The organism is Actinoallomurus purpureus, assembly GCF_024055795.1.
GTDB lineage: Bacteria > Actinomycetota > Actinomycetes > Streptosporangiales > Streptosporangiaceae > Actinoallomurus > Actinoallomurus purpureus.
The window spans coordinates 326,464-344,954 of the sequence record NZ_JAMXMY010000005.1 but is presented as its reverse complement, the minus strand read 5'-3'; the positions used below and the strand labels follow the sequence as shown (position 1 = coordinate 344,954).

The 18,491-nt window shown below is 72.1% G+C and carries 19 protein-coding genes; 3 read left to right on the top strand and 16 right to left on the bottom strand.

Annotation, left to right across the window (positions count from 1 at the left end):
* The first annotated feature begins 15 nt into the window (after nt 1–15).
* A complete protein-coding gene (locus NE236_RS13075; protein ID WP_252842183.1) occupies nt 16–1,539 on the top strand; it encodes a bis-aminopropyl spermidine synthase family protein in 1,524 nt (507 codons plus the stop codon).
* Between the two features lie 194 nt (nt 1,540–1,733).
* Here the strand turns inward: NE236_RS13075 and NE236_RS13070 are convergent, their stop codons facing one another.
* The 3 genes from NE236_RS13070 to lgt all read right to left on the bottom strand — a co-directional run bounded on the left by NE236_RS13070 (nt 1,734) and on the right by lgt (nt 5,464).
* Nucleotides 1,734–2,891: a hypothetical protein gene (locus tag NE236_RS13070; RefSeq protein WP_252842182.1), complete on the bottom strand. Its 1,158-nt coding sequence runs from the start codon at nt 2,889–2,891 to the stop codon at nt 1,734–1,736.
* 175 nt (nt 2,892–3,066) lie between these two features.
* Nucleotides 3,067–3,852 carry a hypothetical protein gene (locus tag NE236_RS13065; protein WP_252842181.1) on the bottom strand — a complete coding sequence of 262 codons (786 nt, stop codon included), beginning with the start codon at nt 3,850–3,852 and terminating at the stop codon, nt 3,067–3,069.
* A gap of 127 nt (nt 3,853–3,979) precedes the next feature.
* Nucleotides 3,980–5,464 (bottom strand): prolipoprotein diacylglyceryl transferase, encoded by a 1,485-nt coding sequence (gene lgt, locus NE236_RS13060; protein WP_252842180.1) that lies wholly within the window; start codon nt 5,462–5,464, stop codon nt 3,980–3,982.
* A gap of 284 nt (nt 5,465–5,748) precedes the next feature.
* Here lgt and NE236_RS13055 point away from each other — a divergent pair, with 284 nt between their 5' ends.
* A complete protein-coding gene (locus NE236_RS13055) occupies nt 5,749–6,180 on the top strand; it encodes a hypothetical protein (protein ID WP_252842179.1) in 432 nt (143 codons plus the stop codon).
* A 107-nt stretch (nt 6,181–6,287) separates the two neighbouring features.
* On the opposite strand, the gene NE236_RS13050 is transcribed toward NE236_RS13055, so the two are convergent.
* The 10 genes from NE236_RS13050 to NE236_RS13005 form a co-directional block, all read right to left on the bottom strand.
* Nucleotides 6,288–7,124 (bottom strand): DsbA family protein, encoded by an 837-nt coding sequence (locus tag NE236_RS13050; protein ID WP_252842178.1) that lies wholly within the window; start codon nt 7,122–7,124, stop codon nt 6,288–6,290.
* Between the two features lie 46 nt (nt 7,125–7,170).
* Nucleotides 7,171–7,839 (bottom strand): DoxX family protein, encoded by a 669-nt coding sequence (locus tag NE236_RS13045; protein ID WP_252842177.1) that lies wholly within the window; start codon nt 7,837–7,839, stop codon nt 7,171–7,173.
* 114 nt (nt 7,840–7,953) lie between these two features.
* Entirely contained in the window at nt 7,954–8,784 is an 831-nt protein-coding gene (trpA, locus tag NE236_RS13040; RefSeq protein WP_252842176.1) for a tryptophan synthase subunit alpha, read from the bottom strand.
* A gap of 77 nt (nt 8,785–8,861) precedes the next feature.
* Nucleotides 8,862–10,088, bottom strand: coding sequence for a tryptophan synthase subunit beta (trpB, locus tag NE236_RS13035; protein WP_252842175.1), 1,227 nt, complete (start codon nt 10,086–10,088; stop codon nt 8,862–8,864).
* Nucleotides 10,089–10,197: 109 nt separating this feature from the next.
* A complete protein-coding gene (gene trpC / locus NE236_RS13030; protein ID WP_252842174.1) occupies nt 10,198–11,004 on the bottom strand; it encodes an indole-3-glycerol phosphate synthase TrpC in 807 nt (268 codons plus the stop codon).
* Nucleotides 11,005–11,233: 229 nt separating this feature from the next.
* Nucleotides 11,234–11,674, bottom strand: coding sequence for a DUF2752 domain-containing protein (locus tag NE236_RS13025; protein WP_252842173.1), 441 nt, complete (start codon nt 11,672–11,674; stop codon nt 11,234–11,236).
* Between the two features lie 232 nt (nt 11,675–11,906).
* Nucleotides 11,907–12,773 (bottom strand): response regulator transcription factor, encoded by an 867-nt coding sequence (locus NE236_RS44460; RefSeq protein ID WP_252842172.1) that lies wholly within the window; start codon nt 12,771–12,773, stop codon nt 11,907–11,909.
* 1 nt (nt 12,774) lies between these two features.
* Nucleotides 12,775–13,365, bottom strand: coding sequence for a Trp biosynthesis-associated membrane protein (locus NE236_RS13015; protein WP_252842171.1), 591 nt, complete (start codon nt 13,363–13,365; stop codon nt 12,775–12,777).
* Entirely contained in the window at nt 13,362–13,730 is a 369-nt protein-coding gene (gene hisI, locus NE236_RS13010) for a phosphoribosyl-AMP cyclohydrolase (RefSeq protein ID WP_252842170.1), read from the bottom strand. Before hisI ends, NE236_RS13015 begins: the two co-directional genes overlap by 4 nt.
* A 9-nt stretch (nt 13,731–13,739) precedes the next feature.
* Nucleotides 13,740–13,967: a hypothetical protein gene (locus NE236_RS13005; protein ID WP_252842169.1), complete on the bottom strand. Its 228-nt coding sequence runs from the start codon at nt 13,965–13,967 to the stop codon at nt 13,740–13,742.
* On the opposite strand from NE236_RS13005, the gene NE236_RS13000 reads away from it, so the two are divergent.
* On the top strand, nt 13,936–14,349 hold the full coding sequence (locus NE236_RS13000; RefSeq protein WP_252842168.1) for a PadR family transcriptional regulator: 414 nt from the start codon (nt 13,936–13,938) through the stop codon (nt 14,347–14,349). The two genes, NE236_RS13005 and NE236_RS13000, sit on opposite strands and share 32 nt — an antisense overlap.
* Nucleotides 14,350–14,372: 23 nt before the next feature.
* Here NE236_RS13000 and NE236_RS12995 read toward each other — a convergent pair whose 3' ends face one another.
* The 3 genes from NE236_RS12995 to NE236_RS12985 all read right to left on the bottom strand — a co-directional run bounded on the left by NE236_RS12995 (nt 14,373) and on the right by NE236_RS12985 (nt 18,433).
* Nucleotides 14,373–14,576, bottom strand: coding sequence for a cold-shock protein (locus tag NE236_RS12995; protein ID WP_252842167.1), 204 nt, complete (start codon nt 14,574–14,576; stop codon nt 14,373–14,375).
* A gap of 288 nt (nt 14,577–14,864) precedes the next feature.
* A complete protein-coding gene (locus NE236_RS12990; RefSeq protein WP_252842166.1) occupies nt 14,865–16,640 on the bottom strand; it encodes an ABC transporter ATP-binding protein in 1,776 nt (591 codons plus the stop codon).
* Nucleotides 16,637–18,433, bottom strand: coding sequence for an ABC transporter ATP-binding protein (locus NE236_RS12985; protein ID WP_252842165.1), 1,797 nt, complete (start codon nt 18,431–18,433; stop codon nt 16,637–16,639). Before NE236_RS12985 ends, NE236_RS12990 begins: the two co-directional genes overlap by 4 nt.
* Between the last annotated feature and the right edge of the window lie 58 nt (nt 18,434–18,491).

Sequence of the window (18,491 nt, the reverse complement as noted above, 5' to 3'; positions counted from 1 at the left end):
TCTACGCTGGACGCCATGTGCCAGGTGCCCGATGAGGCCGTACGACTTCTGGAGGGCGTCGGCGCCCGCCGCCTCCGCCACGCCGTCGCCCTGCTGACCGATGATCGTTCGTGGGACGCCGACGCGCTCGTCCGTGCCACCGCCGCACCCCGCCGGGCGATCGACGCGCTGCTGGCCGCGCTCGGTGACGATCTCCAGGACGGGCGGATCCGCCCCGACCGGATCGACGCCTACCGGCGCCTGGCCGCCCCGCTGCTCCTCGCCGACCCCGTCGCCCACCTGCTGCCCGAGCACGCCGGCGCCGTCGCCGAGATGGAGTCGCTCATCGCGGCGGCGCCCCGCGCCCGTACCGCGCTCGACCACGTGGCCGCGACCGCCGACACCGCCGTACGCCGGGCGCTGCTGCTCGGCGCCCGGTTCTGGCTGGACTCCGCGCGGCTGCTGTGCGTCGGCGACCACGACCTCACGTCCCTGGCGGTCGCGCTCACCCACCCCGGGGTGGAGATCACCGTAGTGGATATCGACGACCGCATCCTGGAGTTCATCGGCGAGGAGGCCGACCGGCGCGGCCTGCCGATCCGCTGCCGGTTCGCCGACCTGCGGCTGGGCCTGCCGCCCGGCGCGCGCGAATGGGGCGACCTGGTCTTCACCGATCCGCCGTACACCCCCGACGGCGTCACGCTGTTCACCCGGCGTGGTCTGGAGGGGCTGCGCGACCACGACGCCGGGCGGGTGCTGGTGGCGTACGGCGCCAGCGAGGGAACCCCCGCGCTGGCGCTGAAGGTGCAAGAGGCCCTCGGGCCACTGCACCTGGCGTACGAGGCGATCTGGCCGGACTTCAACCGCTACCACGGGGCGCCGGCGATCGGCTCGGCCAGTGACCTGTACGTCCTACGCCCCACGAGCCGCACGTGGAAGGCCCTCGGCCCGGCCGCCGCGGGCACCCGCATCTACACGCAGGGCCCGCAGGCGCTGGAGGCCCCGGACCGGCCCCTCGAGCCGACGGTGGCCGAGCCCGCCGACCTGCTGGTCGGCGAATGGCCGAAGGGGTTCGCGCCCGGCACGCCGCGCGTGCATCTGGCGACGTGGCTCGCCAAGCCCTACGCCGGCCGGACCGGCGACGTCGTCATCGCGCTCCCGGCGGGGTACGACGCCCTGCTGCCCCGCGTGCTGCTCGCGTCCCGGGCCGAGCGGGTGCGGGTGCTCACGCCCGCGGTGCTCCCCCGGTCCCTGAAGGGTGTGCTGTCGGCGGTGTACCACCTGAAGACGGCGCCCGGCGAGATCGTCGCGTCCCGCGTCGCACCGCCCGGCGGAACAGGAGCCGTCCTCCGTCACATCCTCGACCGGCCGCACGGCAGGGTCGCCAACTCCTGGCGCGAGGGACTCATCCGCCACGCCACCGGGGACCTGACCAAGAACCAGGCGCGCGCCCGCATCCAGGAGGCCGCCCCCTGGCTCGGCGACGCGACGGTGCTGGACCTGCCCGCCCACCGGCTCGACGACCTCCCCGACGCGGTACGCCGGACGCTCGGCGCCTGACCTCTGACCCCCGACCCGGCCGACGGCGCCTGACCCGGCCGACGGATGACCGGGCGGGCAGCAGGCGCCTCTGGCCTGGCCGGCATGGAGCGGGCGGGGAGCGGGCGGGGAGCGGCCTCGGTTCTACCGGCCTGGTCGGCGGCGAGAGGGCCTCGGCTCTTGTTTCTACCGGCCCGATAGGCGGGGAGAGAGCCTCACTTCTTCTGGCCCTGGTCGGCGACGCGCGCGACGATCGCGGGGGGCGGGCCGAGCGTGACGAGCAGCGACACCAGCTTCGGGTCCGTCTCACTCCCCGTGCCGTCCGTGCGCCGCACCCAGGTGATCACCGCGTAGTGGCCCATCGCCACCCCGCGCGCGGTGCTGAACCCCTGGCCGAACGCCGCCTCGTCGCCGAGCGGGCGCGCGAACCCGTCACCGGTCCCCGGATCGGCCGCCGCGACCAGTTTGTCGGCGGCCCTGGAGTCCGCCACATTGAAGATCGCCACCATGGCCGAGAAACGCTTGTCGGTGTAGACCCCACGCGTCGCCTGGGTGCAGCCCGACTGCTGCAGGAGCCCGACGAGCGCCTGTCCCCAGACGGCGTCGGCGCACCGGGCGTCCAGCTTGGACGCCGTCAGCTTCAGCGACGCCTTGGAGTCACCGTCCGAGATCGTCTTCTTGTCGAAGACCTCGTTCTCGGTCAGGGGACTGGGGTCGGCGCTGCGCTTGGCGATGGGACCGAAGACCGACGTGGAGGGGGCCGCGGAGTAGACCGACGGAAGCGGCCCACCGGCCGCCACGGCGCCCGGCTGCGGGCTCGCCGTCTTCGGGTCGTCGTGCAGCAGCACCACCAGGCCGGCCACGGCGACGAGGGCGACGATGAGCACCACCCCGGCCGCGGCGAAGTACGCCACGGGGGGCAGGGCCCCCGGCCCCTTCTCGTGCTGGACGGGCCGTGCCGGGAGCTTGATCGCGGGGAGCCGGAGGGACGGACGCGCTCTCCGCGGCGCCTCATCCGGGTCGCGGTCGGCGTCGGCGTTCGGGTCGTCGGCACCGTCTGGAGGCGGCGCGCCACCGTTCCACGCCCCGGGCTGCTGTGCCTCTTGGCCCGGCGGGTGACCGCCGTTCCACGCCGGGGGCTGCTGCGCGTCCGACCCGGGAGCCTGCGCGCCGTTCCACGCCGGGGGCTGCCGCCCCTCCGGCTGGGGAGGCCGCCCGCCGTTCCACGCCCCGGGCCGCTGCGTCCCTTGGCCCGGCGGGTGGCCATCGTTCCACGCCGGGGGCTGCTGTGCCTTTTGCGCCAGCGGGTGACCGCCGTTCCACGCCGCGGGCTGCTGCCCGTCCCACCCGGGAGCCTGCGCGCCGTTCCCCACGGGAGGCCGCTGTCCCTCCGACTCGGGAGGCCGCCCGCCGTTCCACGCCCCAGGCTGCTGCGCCCCCCAGCCTGGGGGCGGCCCGCCCTCTCCCGGCGAGGCCTGCGCGGGGTCTCCGGCGGCGGACGGCGGGGCGTTCTGGCCGGCGGACGGCGGAGACCGCCGATTTGAACGCCTATTCACCGGCGAGGACGAGTCGTTCCCAGACGAAGTCGTCGGCCCGCTCGATCGCGATACTGGCGTCCAGGAGTTCGTTCATCGTCTGCGGCTGCGCTCCGCCGGCCTTCTCCACCCAGCTGATGACCACATAGTGGCCGAACGACTGGCTGTAGGCCGCGCTGAAGCCGCCGCTGAAATTCGTCGAGCCCTTGACCGTGAGCGGAGAGACGAACCCCGCGCCGCTGTTCGGGTCCAGGTCACGGACGACCTGCTCCGCGCCCTGCAGGCTCGCGAGGTTCAAGGCCAGGAACTGGCCGACGTACTGCTTGTCGTTGCTGACGTACGCACCGCGGGCGACCTGGGTGCACGCGTACTTGTCCAGGTCGGTCTGGAGCTCCTGGCCCCAGGTGACTGCCTTGCAGTCCCCGGCGACGTCCGCTCCCGCCAGCGTGAAGGTGTACTTGCCGTGGGCGACGCTCTTGTCGTCGTCGCCGAACACCTCGCTCTTGTTCAGCGGGCGCTTGTCCTTGCCACGGTCGGCCAGCTTCTTCACCTGGGGGTTGGCCGGGGTGTTGACGTACACCTTGGGCAGCACCCGCACCGCGGCGGCGGCCTTCGGCTTCTTGTCGTCACCACCGCCCATCGCCACGACCGCGACAACGGCGACGATGACGAGCACGGCCACCGCAGCGCCACCGATGATCAGGAGGTTGCGCTTGGAACCACCGCCCGAGCCTTGTGCGGCACGACGTCCGCGCGCCGACCGCCCCTGCTCGCCATCCTCGTAACCCATCTCGCTCACGAGCCGTGAGCTTAGCGAACCTCCAGCGACCACAGGTCCATATCGCCGCTCCGCCCCGTTTTGTCCCCCTGTTTGTGGCGGACCCCACGTGCCCGCGGACGTCTCGCCCCGCCCATGGTTCGGTTGGTCACGCCCCGCGAGCCGCCGACGGCCGGTCCGTGCTGTCCGCCGGAGCATCGGACTCGCCGTTGTTTGACGGGTGCTCGGCGGCGGCGCCCTTGGCCGGGCGAGACCGGTCGCCGTCCGGGGCGTATGCGTCGGACGTCTCCGGGTCGGTCTTCTCGGACGTGGCGGTGCCTGTCGCATCGGACGCCGCCTCGTCGCCGGGAGCCTCCGGAGCGGCACCGTTCACGTTCGGACGCTCTGCGTCATCGGCGTCGGATGCCTTCCCCTCGGGCGTCTCGGTGTCCTCGGGCGTCGTGGAGTGCTCCGGCTCCGGTGCCTTCGAATCCCCACTCTCGGGGGCCGGCTCGTCCGTCGCCACGGCGGGCGTGGCCTCGGTCCGGTCACCGTCGGCCGGCTCGGCGTTCTCCGCCTCTGCCGCCGACTCCGCGCCATCCGACGCCGGCGCCGACTCGTCCTCCGGCTGGGCCGACTCGCCGTCCTCCGGATCCGCCGGCTCGTCGTCCTTCGGATCCGCCGGCTCGTCGTCCTTCGGATCCGCCGGCTCGCCGTCCGGCTCTGCCGACTCGGCGGCCGTGCCGTCGTCCGCCTCCACCGGCGTCGCGGTGGCCGCGTCGTCGTCGTCCTGGACCGGCGCGGCCGGCTCTTCCGTGGCGTCGGAGGCCGTGCCGAGCGCGCCCGGCGGGATCTCGGTCTTGGCCCGGTAGAGGTACAGGTAGGCCACCGCGCCGATGAAGACGACCAGCGAGGTCCAGTCGTTGAGCCGCAGCCCCAGAACGTGGTGGGCGGGATCGACGCGCAGCCACTCGATCCAGGCCCGGCCCACGGTGTAGGCCGCGACGTACAGGGCGAACGTCCGCCCGTAGGCGAGCCGGAAGCGCTTCTCCGCCCAGATGACCAGGACGGCCACCCCGATGCACCACAGCGATTCGTACAGGAACGTCGGCTGGTAGGTCGCGATGTCAGGCGTGTTCGCCGGTCGGTGCGCGGCGTCGATCTTGACCGCCCAGGGCAGCTTCGTGGGCCTGCCGTACAGCTCCTGGTTGAACCAGTTGCCCCAGCGTCCGATCGCCTGGGCCAGGGCGATGCCCGGGGCGGCGGCGTCGGCGAAGACGCGCAGCGCGATGCCTCGGCGACGGCAGCCGAGATAGGCGCCGAAGGCGCCCAGGGCGATGGCTCCCCAGATGCCCAGCCCGCCGTTCCAGACCTTGAGCGCGTCGATGGGATGGCGTCCGTGCCCGAAGTACAGCTGGTGGTCGGTGATGACGTGGTAGAGGCGCCCGCCGACCAGGCCGAACGGCACTGCCCAGACCGCGATGTCGACGACCGTCCCCGACGCGCCGCCACGGGCCACCCAGCGCCGCTCCCCGAGCCAGACGGCGACGATCACCCCGATGATGATCATCAAGGCGTATCCGCGAAGGGGCAGGGGCCCCAGATGGATGCTGCCCTGGGACGGGCTGGGGATGAAGGCGAGCGGCTGCTGCATGGGTCCTGAGATTACCGTCAAGGGCGCAGCGAGCGGCTCAACGGAGGCGAAGATCCGGTGTCGAATCCGCATCACCGCGGACGGCGGTTCATACCACCATCCTCCTCGGCCGGTACCGCGGGCGCCTGCGCGGGCGTGCGCATGCGGCTCAGTCCGCGTCGCGATTGGGTCTCGGGTCCCGATCAAAGTCGGGTCCGCGGACCCTGTTTCCGTGATCTTGCCTCGCCTAGCGTCGCCTGGATCTCGACCGCGACGGGCGCCTCCACAGCGCGCCAAGGAGAAAAATGCGAAATGTCGCCAAGGCCGCGCTCACGGGCCTCATCATCGCCCCGATGTTGACCACGGCGCTCGCCACTCCTGGCCACGCCTCGACCACAAGCCCGGGGAACGGAGTCATCCCCATGGTCGTCCACGAGGGCTCACAGCAGACGCAGCAGACCCTGTGCTCTCCGAAGTACTACTGCTATACGTTCTTCTCGAACCAGGGCTTCATTGGCCGCTACGACCTGCTCCTTGTGCCGAAGAAGCGGAAGCAGACCTGCATCACCCTCGGGGACTACATCACGGTCCGGTCGTTGTACACCGGCAGCCGCGGCATCGTCTCCATGCACGCGGGCAAAGGTTGCACGGGCAAGAAGTCGAGCAGGCGTTACAAGGCGCATGCCAAGGTCGCGAAGGTCCCCGCGTTCCGGATGCGCTCGTTCCGCATGGGCTGATCCTGGCCCGCGATGCCAGAAGGGGTACGGCCGTCGGCCGCACCCCTTCTCGTTCGTTCCACCGCGTCAGCGCGGTGGCGGCCTGCGGGCGGCGCCGCCCGCAGCCGTCACTTGCTGGACTTGCTCGCCGATGGGCTCGGCGACCCGCTCGGGGCGGTCGACGCGGACGCGCTCGGCGTGACGTCGACGGGCTTGGCGGCCAGGACGGCCTTCTCCAGAGCGGACGGCTTGAGCAGGACGTTGGTCAGGTCCAGCGACTGGCCGTTGAGGAAGACGGTCGGCGTGCCGGTGACCTTGCGGGTCTGCTCGGCGTAGTTCGTCATCGCGTCGATCTGGCTCTGCTTCTGCAGACCCTTGACACACTGCTCGAACGCCGGCGTGTCGAAGCCGAGGTCCTTGGCCCAGCCGATGAGGTCCTTGTTGGAGAAGCCGTTCGAGCCCTCCTCCGGCTGGTTCTTGTAGATCTTGTCGTGGTACTGGACCCACTTGTCCCCCGGGGCGCACAGCGCGGCGTTGGCGGCCCGCTGCGAGTTGCCCTTGACCGGCTCCGTCTGCTCCTTGAACAGCCAGAACGGGTAGTAGACGACGTTGACCTTGCCCTCGGCCGCGAGTCGCTTGACGGTGTTGCCGCTGGTGTTCTCCATCTCGTGACAGATGGGGCACTGGAAGTCCTCGAACATCTCCAGCTTGGGCGCCTTGACCCCCGGCTTGCCCATGAGGACCCCGCCGTCGGCCAGGCGGGTCGCCGGCGCCAGCGCACCGGTGTACGTGGTCTTGTCCTTCTTGTTCACGACGTACACGGTGACGACCACGGCCAGCGCCACGATCGCGAGAGCGCTGATGGCGATCGTCAGGGCGCGCGTCCGCTGCTGCTTCTGCGCCTGCCGCTTCCGCTCCTCCGCCAGCCGCTCGCGGGCCGACCGCTGTCGAGCGGCCTTACTCATCTGGTCTCCTATTGGATATTCGTTGAACGCTCGGACCGTCGAACGCTCAGGTGGTGTACAGCCCGAGCACCCGGTCGAGCGCGAGCCTGCCGCGCGGGAACACCATCAGCCAGGCGGCGAGGACGAAGAAGCCGAGGTCTCGGAAGACCTCCCTAAGGTAATGGGTCTGGCCCTTGCCCACCGTGCCGCCGCCCCCGAAACAGCCGCAGTCGATCGACAGGCCCCGCGCGGCCACGGAGATGATCCCGGCGATGAAGACGACGAACAGCAGACCCACGCAGATCGCCATGACCCGGGTGGCGAAGCCGAGCAGGATCATCGCGGCCAGGACCATCTCCAGCACCGGCAGCCCGAGGGCGACCGGAGTGACCATGCCCTTCGGCAGGATCTGGTACGCGGAGACGGCGGTCTTCTGCAGGGCGGCCGGCTCGGTGAACTTCGCGTATCCGGCGTATCCGAGGATGACCGCGAGTGCGACGCGAACGACGAGCGTGATCCACTGCTGGTGGCGCTGGAGGGCCGACGGGAGGCGGACGCGCCCGAGCAGGCCGGTCCTCTCCTCGGCGACGTCGGTCGCCCCGCCCGCCGGGCGGGTCTTCCCGCCCGGCGATCCGGCCCGTGCCCTCGTGGAGGCCGTCTTCCCGCCCGCGGACCTGGAAGCCCCGCCGGTCGCCTTGCTGCTGCGTCTGGCGGAGTCAGCCTTGGATTCAGCCACTGTCGTTCCTCACCCTGTCATGATCCCGGCGCGCGCCAGCATAGGCGACGGGAATGTAAGGACGCCGTCAAGTACGCGGTAGATCCTGTCACCTTCGCGACGCAAGTGAGTCCACTATCTCCGGACGCCATCGGCGAGCTCGGCGGTGAGCCGCCGGACGGCGTCGATCCCGGCCTCGAGGGACGGCGCGTCGAGCAGCCGGCGGATGAACGCCGAGCCGACGATCACGCCGTCGGCGAAGCCCGCGACCTCCGCTGCCTGCTCGCCGGTGCTGACGCCCAGGCCGAGCCCGACCGGCAGCGGTGACCGCCCGGCCATGGCCTTACGGGTGCGCTCGACCAGATGCGCGGCGCCGGTGTCGACGGCGGAGCGGGCTCCGGTGACACCCATGAGCGAGGCGGCGTACACGAAGCCGCGGCTCACGCCGGTGATCTCGGCCAGGCGCTCGTCGGTGGAGCTGAGGGCGACCAGGAACACCCGGTCGAGGTCGTACGCGTCGGAGGCGGCGAGCCACGGCTCGGCCTCCTCCGGCGTGAGATCCGGGGTGATCAGGCCGCAACCGCCCGCCGAGGACAGGTCACGGGCGAAGGCGTCGACGCCGTACCGGTCCACGGGGTTCCAGTAGGTCATGACGAGCGTGCGCGCCCCGGTCGCGGCGACCGCCTCGACGGTGCGGAACACGTCGGTGATCCGGATGCCGCCGGTCAGCGCCTGGTGGACGGCGTCCTGGATGGTCGGGCCGTCCATGAGGGGGTCGCTGTAGGGCAGGCCGATCTCGATGACGTCGCAGCCGGCCTCGACCATGGCCGTGGCGGCGGCGACGGCCCCCTCGTAGGAGGGGAACCCGGCGGGCAGGTAGCCGACGAGCGCGGCGCGCCCTTCGGCCCTGGCCTTCTCGAACGCCGTCGCGACGGTCGGCGCCGGTGCGCCCTCGGTCCGCTCCATCGATTCACTCCGCCCACTCGGCCGATCGTCTCGCGCGTGGCCGGTCCGCGTGTCGCGCTCGGCCACCGGTCCCCCGCTCACAGCGCGGACCCTTCGCCCTCGACCAGCCCGAACCATTCGGCGGCCGTGTGCATGTCCTTGTCGCCCCGGCCGGAGAGGCAGACCACGATCGTGGCGTCCGGGCCGAGCTCCTGGCCGACGCGCAGCGCGCCGGCCAGGGCGTGCGCGGACTCGATGGCCGGAATGATGCCCTCCGTGCGGCACAGGAGCGCGAAGGCGTCCATGGCCTCGGAGTCGGTGACGGCCTGGTAGGTCGCGCGGCCGGTGTCGCGCAGCCAGGAGTGCTCGGGGCCGACGCCGGGATAGTCGAGCCCGGCCGACACCGAGTGGGTCTCCAGGGTCTGGCCGTCGTCGTCCTGCAGCAGATAGGTGCGCATGCCGTGGATGACCCCGACGGACCCGCCGACGAGCGTGGCGGCGTGCTTGCCGCTGTCGACGCCGGCGCCACCGGCCTCGAAGCCGTACAGCCGGACGTCCTCGTCGGGGATGAAGGCGTGGAAGGCACCGATGGCGTTCGAGCCGCCACCGACGCAGGCCACGACCGCGTCGGGCAGCTTCCCGGTCAGCTCGAGGACCTGCTCACGGGCCTCGACGCCGATGATCCGCTGGAAGTCGCGGACCATCATCGGGAACGGGTGCGGGCCCATGGTGGAGCCGATGCAGTAGTGGGTGTGCTGCACGCTCGCCACCCAGTCGCGGAACGCCTCGTTGCAGGCGTCCTTGAGCGTGCGGCTGCCGTTCTTGACCGGGATCACCTCGGCGCCGAGCATCCGCATCCGGGCGACGTTGAGCGCCTGGCGGACGGTGTCGACCTCGCCCATGTAGACGACGCACTCGAGGCCGAGGAGCGCCGCGGCGGTCGCGGTCGCGACGCCGTGCTGGCCGGCGCCCGTCTCGGCGATGATCCGGGTCTTGCCCATGCGCCGGGTGAGCAGCGCCTGCCCGAGCACATTGTTGATCTTGTGGGAGCCGGTGTGGTTGAGGTCCTCGCGTTTGAGGAGGATCCGCGCCCCGCCGGCCTCCGCGCCGAAGCGCTTGGCCTCGGTGAGCAGGCTCGGGCGCCCGGCGTAGGTCTTCAGCAGGTGGTTGAGCTCGGCTCGGAACGCCGGGTCCGCCACGGCGGTCTGGTAGGCGGTGGTCAGCTCGTCGAGCGCCGCCATGAGCGCCTCAGGTGCGAACCGGCCGCCGAAACGGCCGAAGTGCCCGGTCAGATCGGGAAGATCGCGTGCGGCATCGATGGTCATCGCAATGGTCCTGTCGCAGGTGGGTAAGGCCGAATCCGGTCAGCTGGGATGCGAATGGCCTCGCCATCGTTCGCGCAGGAGCATGCCCATAGCCTACTTGGTCCGCCGCCTACTTGCCCTGTCGCAACGCGGGGTGCGCACCGGCGGCCACGAGGTCGGACACCGCCGAGCGCGGGTCCTTGCCCATGACGAGGCTCTCCCCGACCAGGACCGCGTCGGCCCCGGAGGAGGCGTACGCGAGCAGATCGTGCGGCCCGCGCACGCCCGATTCGGCGATCTTCACGATGCCGTCGGGGATCTGCGGCGCGATCCGGGCGAAGGTGCTCCGGTCGACGCGCAGCGTGGTCAGGTCCCGGGCGTTGACGCCGACGACCTTCGCGCCCGCGTCGAGCGCGCGCTCCAGTTCGTCCTCGGTGTGCACCTCGACGAGCGGCGTCAGCCCGATCGACTCGGACCGCTCGATCAGGGAGACCAGGGCCTGCTGCTCGAGAGCGGCCACGATCAGCAGCACGAGGTCCGCGCCGTACGCCCGCGCCTCCCACAGCTGGTACGAGGAGACGACGAAGTCCTTGCGCAGCACCGGGATGTCGACGCGGTTGCGGACCGCGGCCAGGTCGTCGATGGTGCCGCCGAAGCGCCGGCGCTCGGTCAGCACGCTGATCACGGCGGCGCCGCCGGCCTCGTAGTCGGCGGCGAGCGCGGCCGGGTCGGCGATCGCGGCGAGCGCGCCCTTCGACGGACTGCACCGCTTGACCTCGGCGATCACCGCCACGCCCTGGCCTCGGAGCGCGCCGATGGCGTTCCGCGGTGACGGCGCGTGGGTCGCCATCTGTTTGAGCGCGTCCAGCGACACGGCCTGCTGCCGCTCCGCGAGGTCCACGCGCACCCCATCCAGGATCTCGTCGAGGACGCTCACGAGCCCACCTTTCCCGCGCTCATCGGACGCGTACGCGACGGCGCCGTGCCGAGTCGGTCGCTCACAAGCTCGCTCACATGCCCTCCCCGCAGACGCTGGACGGACGTCCGTACCGCCGCCGTGCCGAACCGCCTCACAAGCTCGCTCACGGGTACGGTCCCCCTTTGTCGGACGTCGTGTGTCTCGATCGTAGCCCGGCCGCTCCGGTCGCCCTTCCGGGGGTGGGAGATCACGGGGCCAGGGCGCGCCCGACCGGCAGGTTGCGGACCACCCAGAACACGAGGATGACCACGGTGAATCCGATGATCGCCGCAGGGTGGAGGATCCGGGAGCGTACCGGCTCGGCCTCCCGGGCCGCCGACGCCCACCTGACCCAGAGGTAAGCCAGAAGTGGCAGTGTGGCGAAGGCCAGCGGGTTGCGCCCGAACGCCTCGGCGAGGTGGCCGTGGCCGATCGCATGGATCATGCGCAGCGATCCGCAGCCGGGGCAGTAGTACCCCGTCAGGGTGAGGAAGGGGCAGGTCGGGTAGTGCCCCGGACGGTTCGGGTCGACCATCGAGACGTAACCGGCGGCGCCGATCACCCCGGCCAGCACGGCGTACGGCGCCCAGCGCCCCGTGCGATGACGGGCCACGGCCGCCGGCCGGCCTCCTGACTGCAGTGGTGCCACGGTCCCAGCGTACGGCCCGGGCGCTCTCCACCGGCGCGGTGACGGCTCCCGAGCACCACGCACGGCGCGGGTGGCTCAGGCGTCGGCGCGGGTGGCCTGGGTGGCTGCGTCGGCGCGGGTGACGTAGCGGGGGTGGCCCGAGTGGCGCGCAAGGGCTGGCGCGGGTGGCCCGAGGGGCGGCTCAGGGGTCGGCGCGGGTGGCGCGGTGGCGGCCCAGGATTCGGGGGGCGGCTCAGGCGTCGGCGACGTAGCCGACGCCACGGACGGTGCGCAGCGGACTGCCGGTGCCCAGTTTGGCGCGCAGCTGGGCGATGTGGACGTCGACGGTGCGGGCGCCGGCCGACTCGACCGTCCCCCACACGGCGACGAGCAGCTGCTCGCGGCCGAACACCCGTCCCGGGTGGCCCATCAAGAAGGCCAGCAGTTCGAACTCCACCGTGGTCAGCGCCTTCGACGCACCGGCCACCGTCACGGCGCGGGTCACGGGGTCCAGGATCACGTTCCCGGCCCGCAGCACGTCGTCGCCGGGCGCGGCGATCTGGTGGCGCCGCAGGGCGCGGCCGACGACGGCGAGGAGCACCCGGGGGCTGAACGGGCGAGGCACGGTGTGCCCACTCGGCGCGGTCATGCCGGGCGGCACCACGGACACGATGACCGCCGGGCCGGCGGCCGCCGCCACATCCCGGTGCACGCCCGTGGTCAGGTCGAGGACGATCGCGTCGGGTCGCAGGCGGCGGGCCACCCCGGCGGCTGCGGCCGGGTCGGTGAGGAGCCGGACGCGGTATCCCTCGCGGGTGAGATAGAGCCGGATGAGCTCGGCGACGCCCGGGTCGTGCTCGACCACCAGCACGGTCGGGTGGCCTCCCCCGCCGGCCGGGCCGGTGGCTCGCGTCTGATGGCTCTCGCCGCGCGAACGCGGTGAGCGCGCGTCCGACGCGCCGTCCTCCACGCCCGATGGCTCTCGCTTCCGCGAACGCGGTGAGCGGGCGCCCGGCGCGCCGCCCTCCGTGGCCGACGGCGTTCGCTGCCGTGAGCGCGGTTCGCGGGCGCCCGGCGCGCCGTCCTCGCTCGTCGGTCCGGACGGGGCGCGCCCGCTCACGTCAGCGCTCCTGGAGTTCCTCGCTGGTGGGGTCGTCGCCGCGGTCGAGCGACTTCCACAGCGAGGCGGGATCGTCGCCCGCACGCGGGGCGGCGCCGGGACGGTCGTAGCGCGCGGACATGCCGGGCCAACGCCGGCCGCGTACGACGGTGAGCAGCCCGGCCGCGGCGAGCAGGACGCCTCCGGTCAGCGACACGATCCACCAGCCGTGAACGTGCACGGTGACGTGGCCGGCCAGCCGGAGGAGGTTGCTCTTGTCCGCGGCGGCGGAGATGACGTGCCCGCGGCGGACCGCCGCGGGCGACAGGATCGCGATGAGCACGCCGAAGGCGGTCAGTAGCGCGCCGACGGACGTCCGGGCCCAGCCGCGCGTGGCGAACAGCGCCGCGATCCCGGCCAGCCCGGCCAGGCCGAGCGCGGCGAGGCCCCCGTTGAGGGCACGCCCGGTGATCGCCTGCAGGGCCGGCATCGGGTCGATGCCGGCCGACCGCGCGGTGACGGTGGCCCAGGTCTGCCCGGCGAAACCGGCGGCGAGCCCCGCGCCGGCCGCGCCGAGCAGCGCGGCGGCGACGAGTTCGCGGCGGGTGGTCACCGCGGCCGCTCTCCCACGACCGCGTCGAGGACGTCGGCGTCCCAGCAGGTGCGGTCGCCGGTGTGGCAGGCGGCCCCGACCTGGTCGACCTTGATGAGGATGGCGTCGCCGTCGCAGTCGAGGGCGACCTCCTTGATCCACTGCTGGTGGCCGGAGGACTCGCCCTTCACCCAGTACTCCTGGCGGCTGCGCGACCAGTAGGTGGCGCGGCCGGTGGTCAGCGTGCGGTGCAGGGCCTCGTCGTCCATCCAGGCCAGCATGAGCACCTCACCGGTGTCGTACTGCTGGGCGATGGCCGGGACGAGTCCGTCTTCGGTCCGCTTGAGACGATCGGCGATCTTGGGGTCCAAGGACATGACATCCATTGTGCCGTGTCACTCGGCCGAAGGAGCGGAGGGGGCGAAGCGCCGCAGCGGACGCTCGGGCATCAGCGCGAAGACCACCAGTGCGACGGCGGCACCGGTCGCGCCCAGCCACGGGATGACGGTCGCGGTGGCGGACGCCGAGGCGGCGACCAGGCCGTGCGCGGGAGCGGCGGCCCGTACGTGGGAGGCGTACGTGGTGCCGGCGATGGCCAGGGCTCCGGCGGACGGGCTGCTCACGGTCGAGGAGGAGGGTCCGCGCGGCCGCAAGACGTACGCCATCACGGAGGCCGGCGCGGCGGAACTGCGCCAGTGGCTGATCAGGACCCGGCCCGAACAGCGCGTACGCAATGAGGCGTCGCTGCGAGCCTTTCTGCTCCCCACGCTGCCCAGGGACAAGGCCGTCGAGTTGCTCCTGGAAGAGGCGCGCACCGTCGAGGCGAGGGCGGCCGAACTGGAGGCACTGCGATGCCGGGTCGTCGAGTCCAGTTTTGGGCATTTTGCCATCGAACGCGGCATTCGGCACTTGGCCGCGTCACGGGACTGGGCGCTCTGGGCGGCCGACCGGCTACAGAAAAGCGAAGAGGCCCGTACCGAGAACGGCACGGACCCCAACGGGTGAACCCTACGTGAACGGAATGCGAACTACAGCGGGCGGACCTGGTCCGCCTGCGGGCCGCGGTCGCCCTGGACGACCTCGAACTCCACGCGCTGGTTGTCCTCGAGCGTACGGTATCCGTTGGTAGTGATCGCCGAGTAGTGCACGAAGACGTCCGGACCACCACCGTCAATGGCGATGAAGCCGAACCCCTTGTCGGCGTTGAACCACTTCACGGTGCCCTGGGCCATGCCTAACTCCTTGCGGGACAAACAAAAACCCACACTTCGTGGGTCACTTTATGGTCACCGCGGGTGTGCGCAGGCCCTTGAAGAAGCAAGAACACGCCCGCCAGTCATCGGTCCGCGGGCGTCTGGCAAACGAACGTGGAACTACGACAGCAACCGGTTTCAGTTTACCAAGTTCGGTGCTCTGTCACACGCCCTGGTGCGAAAGACTGTTTTCCGCCGTCGGTATTCCCCGCCGTTCTCGCGGCAACCCACCTCTCACCGGCGAGAACGGCGCAGGAGTCCGACAAATCAAATCTTCAACTGTGCTGCCCACGACGCGTACAACTCGGCATATCGTCCCGGTTCGGCGACCAGCGCGGCGTGCGGCCCCCGCTGGACGAGACGCCCCTGGTCGAAGACGAGCACCTCGTCGGCGGCCTCCGCGGTCGACAACCGGTGGGCGATCGACACGGCCGTACGGCCCCGGGTGATGCTCTCGATGGCGCGCTGGAGACGCACCTCGGTGGCGGGGTCGACCGCGGAGGTCGCCTCGTCGAGCACCAGCAGGTCCGGGTCGGCCAGGTAGGCGCGGGCCAGCGCCACCAGCTGACGCTCCCCCGCCGACAGCGACTCGCCGCGCTGCCCTACGGGGGTCGCGAGCCCCCCGGGCAGGCCGTCGAGCCAGTCGGCCAGCCCCAGTTCGGTCAGCACGAGGCAGATCTCCTCGTCGGACGCGTCCGGCCGCCCGAACCGGAGGTTGTCGGCCAGCGGCGCGTCGAACAGGAAGCCGTCCTGCGGGACCATCACGATCCGCTCGCGCAGCGAGGAGAACCGCACGTCGGTCAGGGGCACGCCGTCGACCAGCACCCGCCCCGACACCGGGTCCATCATCCGGGTCAGCAGCTTGGCGAAGGTGGTCTTGCCCGAGCCCGTCTCCCCCACGATCGCGATCCGGGAGCGCGGAGCGATGTGCGCGGACACCTCGTGCAGCACGGTCGGCCCACCGGGATACGCGAACGAGACGTCCTCGAACCGCACGTCGATCGCGCCACGCGGCAGTTCGGCTCCCGCGGGGCCCGGGTCGGCCACGTCCGGCGTCATGTCCAGCACGCCGAGCACGCGCTGCCACCCGGCGATGGCGTTCTGGGCGTCGTTGAGGACCTCTGTGGCGACCTGCAGGGGGCTGACGAACAGGGTGACGAGGAACAGGAACGCCACGAGCTCTCCGGCGGTGAGGTGGCCGCCGATCCCCAGCGCCGTGCCCGCCACGACCACGGCGGCGGTCGCGATCGCCGAGGCGAGCTCGGTCGAGGGGAAGGTCAGGGCGACCAGGCTCTGCGCCCGTACCTGCGCGTCGCGGTACGCGCCGACGGACTCGTCGATCCGGTGGGCGGTGCGCTCCTCCGCGCCGTACGCGCGGATGACCGGCGCGCCGACGACCGACTCGCCCACCGCCGACAGCATGTCGCCGACCCTCTCCCGGACCGTCCCGTACGCCCTCGACAGCCAGCGCTGGAAGACCCGCAGCGCGTACGCGAGGGGTGCGAAGACGACCCACACGAGCAGCGCGAGCGGCCAGGAGTAGACGGCCATGAGCACGGTGGCGACGATGAGCTGGCCGCCGGCGATGATCAGCATCAGGCCGCCGTACTGCATGAACTGGCTGATCTGGTCGACGTCGCTGGTCACGCGGGAGACCAGCGAGCCGCGCCGCTCGCCGCTCTGGGTCAGCATCGACAGGTCGTGCACGTGCCGGAACGCGCGGACGCGCAGTGCCGCCAGGCCGTTCTCGCTGGTGCGGTACAGGCGGACGTTCATCAGGTACGCCGCGACGGCCGTCATGACGACGGCGCCGGCGCTGATGATGACGGCGGTGCGGATGAAGCCGATGTCGGCGCCGCCGTGGGTGCGCAGCCCCCGGTCGAGCGTCTGCTGTACCGCCACCGGGACGACGACGCGGCCGGCCGTGGCGACGAGCGCGAGCAGCAGCGTGCCGGCGATGCCGCGCCGGAACTCCGGGGTCAGCCGCAGGCCCCGGCGGAGCGTGGCCAGACCGGACTGCGGGCGTGTCTCGACGGCCGTCACGCCACCGCCTCCTCGTTCTCTTCGTCCTCGTCCTCGGCCGGACCGGGTTCGCCGTCGTCGCGTTCGTAGGCGGTGACCAGGTTCCGGTATCCGGCGGACCGTTCCAGCAGTTCCTTGTGCGAGCCCTGGGCGGTGACCCGGCCGCGTTCGACGTAGACGACCTCGTCGGCCAGTTCGATCGTCGCCTTGCGGTAGGCCACCACCACGACCGTGGCCGCCGAGCCGCGCAGCCCCTCCAGGATTCGGGACTCCACCTGCGAGTCGACACTGGAGGTCGCGTCGTCGAGCACGAGAAGCCGCGGCCGCCGCAGCAGCGCGCGGGCCAGCGCGAGCCGCTGCCGCTGCCCGCCGGACAACGTGGTGCCCCGCTCCCCGACGCGGGTGTCGAGGCCCTCCGCGAGCGCGGAGACGAAACCGTCGGCCTGGGCCAGCCGCAGCACCTCCCACACGTCCTCGTCCGGGACGTCCAGGCCGAGCGTCACGTTGCCGCGCACGGTGTCGTCGAACAGGAAGGCCTGCTGCGGCACGAGCGCCGTCGTCGCGGACAGGCCGTGCCGCTTCACGTCGCGCGCGTCGACGCCGTCGAGCAGCACGTTCCCGCCCGCCGGGTCGACGAGACGGACGAGCAGGTTCGTCAGCGTCGACTTGCCGGAACCGGTGGGGCCGACGACCGCGATCGTACGGCCGGGCGCGGCGGTGAAGGCCACGTCGCGCAGGACGTCGTCCTCTGTGTAGCCGAAGCGGACGTCGCGCACCTCCAGGAGCGCCGGCCCCTCCCCCTCCACGGACCGGTCGCCGTACGGGAGCGAGCCGGTGGCGTCGAGCACGCCGCGTACGCGCTCCCAGCCGACGACGCTGCGCGGCACCTCGGCCAGGACCCAGCCGAGCGCGCGGATCGGGAAGGCCAGCAGGGTGAACAGGTACGCGACGTGCACGAGGTCGCCGGGCGAGATCGCGCCGGACCGCAGCCGGATCGACCCGACGAGCAGGACGGCGAGCACGCCGAGGTTGGGCAGGGCCTCCAGGACCGGGTCGAAGAGCCCGCGCAGGCGGCCGACCGCCACGTTGGCGTCACGCAGTTCGTCCGCGACGGCGGCGAAGCGCTCGGTCTCGTCCGCCTCACGGCCGAGGGTCTTGACGACCAGCGCGCCCTCGAAGCTCTCGTGCGCGACCTCGCTGACGCCCGCCCGAAGGCGCTGCGCCCGCGCGGCGACCGGTGCGAGCCGCCGCTGGTAGATCACGTTGAGTCCGGCGATCGCCGGGAAGACGAGGAAGCCGACGATCGCCACGACGAGATCGGTGGCGAGGATGGCGACGGCGCCGATGACCAGCATCAGCACGACGCCGAGCGCCATGGGCAGCGGTGCCAGCGGGGCCCAGGCGGCCTCGACGTCCGCGTTGGCGTTGGACAGGAGCCGGCCGGTGGGGTGCCGCTGATGCCAGGCCAGGGGCAGCCGGAGGTACTGGCGGGTGACCGCGCGCCGGTATTCCGCCTGCATGTTGTACTGCACCATCCCGGCGTACAGGCGCCGCCCCGCGATGCCGAGCGCCTTGAGCGCGGCCACGCCGACGATCGCCAGGCCGCCGAGAACGAGCGCGCCGGTCGTGGTGCGGCCGTCGCGGAAGGCCGGCAGGACGACGTCCTGGGTGACCCGGCCGAGGACCCAGGCGCTGCCCACGGTCATCGCCGCGTACAGCCCGCTGCTGAGCACGGCGAGGGTGAGCAGGCGCGGCTCCGCGCGGGCAGCGACCCACAGGACGCCGATCCCCTTCTTCAGGATGTCCGATGTCACTTTTTGTGACAACAAAGTCCCCCTTCGTGGCAGATAGTGGGGCCGCTAATCCCTATCA

What these genes read in the sequence shown, in the direction of transcription:
- hisI (WP_252842170.1), bottom strand. Translation starts at nt 13,730, where the DNA reads ATGGATGTCATGTCCTTGGACCCCAAGATCGCCGATCGTCTCAAGCGG.
- trpA (WP_252842176.1), bottom strand. Translation starts at nt 8,784, where the DNA reads ATGGAGCGGACCGAGGGCGCACCGGCGCCGACCGTCGCGACGGCGTTC.
- NE236_RS13000 (WP_252842168.1), top strand. Translation starts at nt 13,936, where the DNA reads ATGGCCAGGGCTCCGGCGGACGGGCTGCTCACGGTCGAGGAGGAGGGT.
- NE236_RS12995 (WP_252842167.1), bottom strand. Translation starts at nt 14,576, where the DNA reads ATGGCCCAGGGCACCGTGAAGTGGTTCAACGCCGACAAGGGGTTCGGC.
- NE236_RS13055 (WP_252842179.1), top strand. Translation starts at nt 5,749, where the DNA reads ATGCGAAATGTCGCCAAGGCCGCGCTCACGGGCCTCATCATCGCCCCG.
- NE236_RS13075 (WP_252842183.1), top strand. Translation starts at nt 16, where the DNA reads ATGTGCCAGGTGCCCGATGAGGCCGTACGACTTCTGGAGGGCGTCGGC.
- NE236_RS13050 (WP_252842178.1), bottom strand. Translation starts at nt 7,124, where the DNA reads ATGAGTAAGGCCGCTCGACAGCGGTCGGCCCGCGAGCGGCTGGCGGAG.
- lgt (WP_252842180.1), bottom strand. Translation starts at nt 5,464, where the DNA reads ATGCAGCAGCCGCTCGCCTTCATCCCCAGCCCGTCCCAGGGCAGCATC.
- trpB (WP_252842175.1), bottom strand. Translation starts at nt 10,088, where the DNA reads ATGACCATCGATGCCGCACGCGATCTTCCCGATCTGACCGGGCACTTC.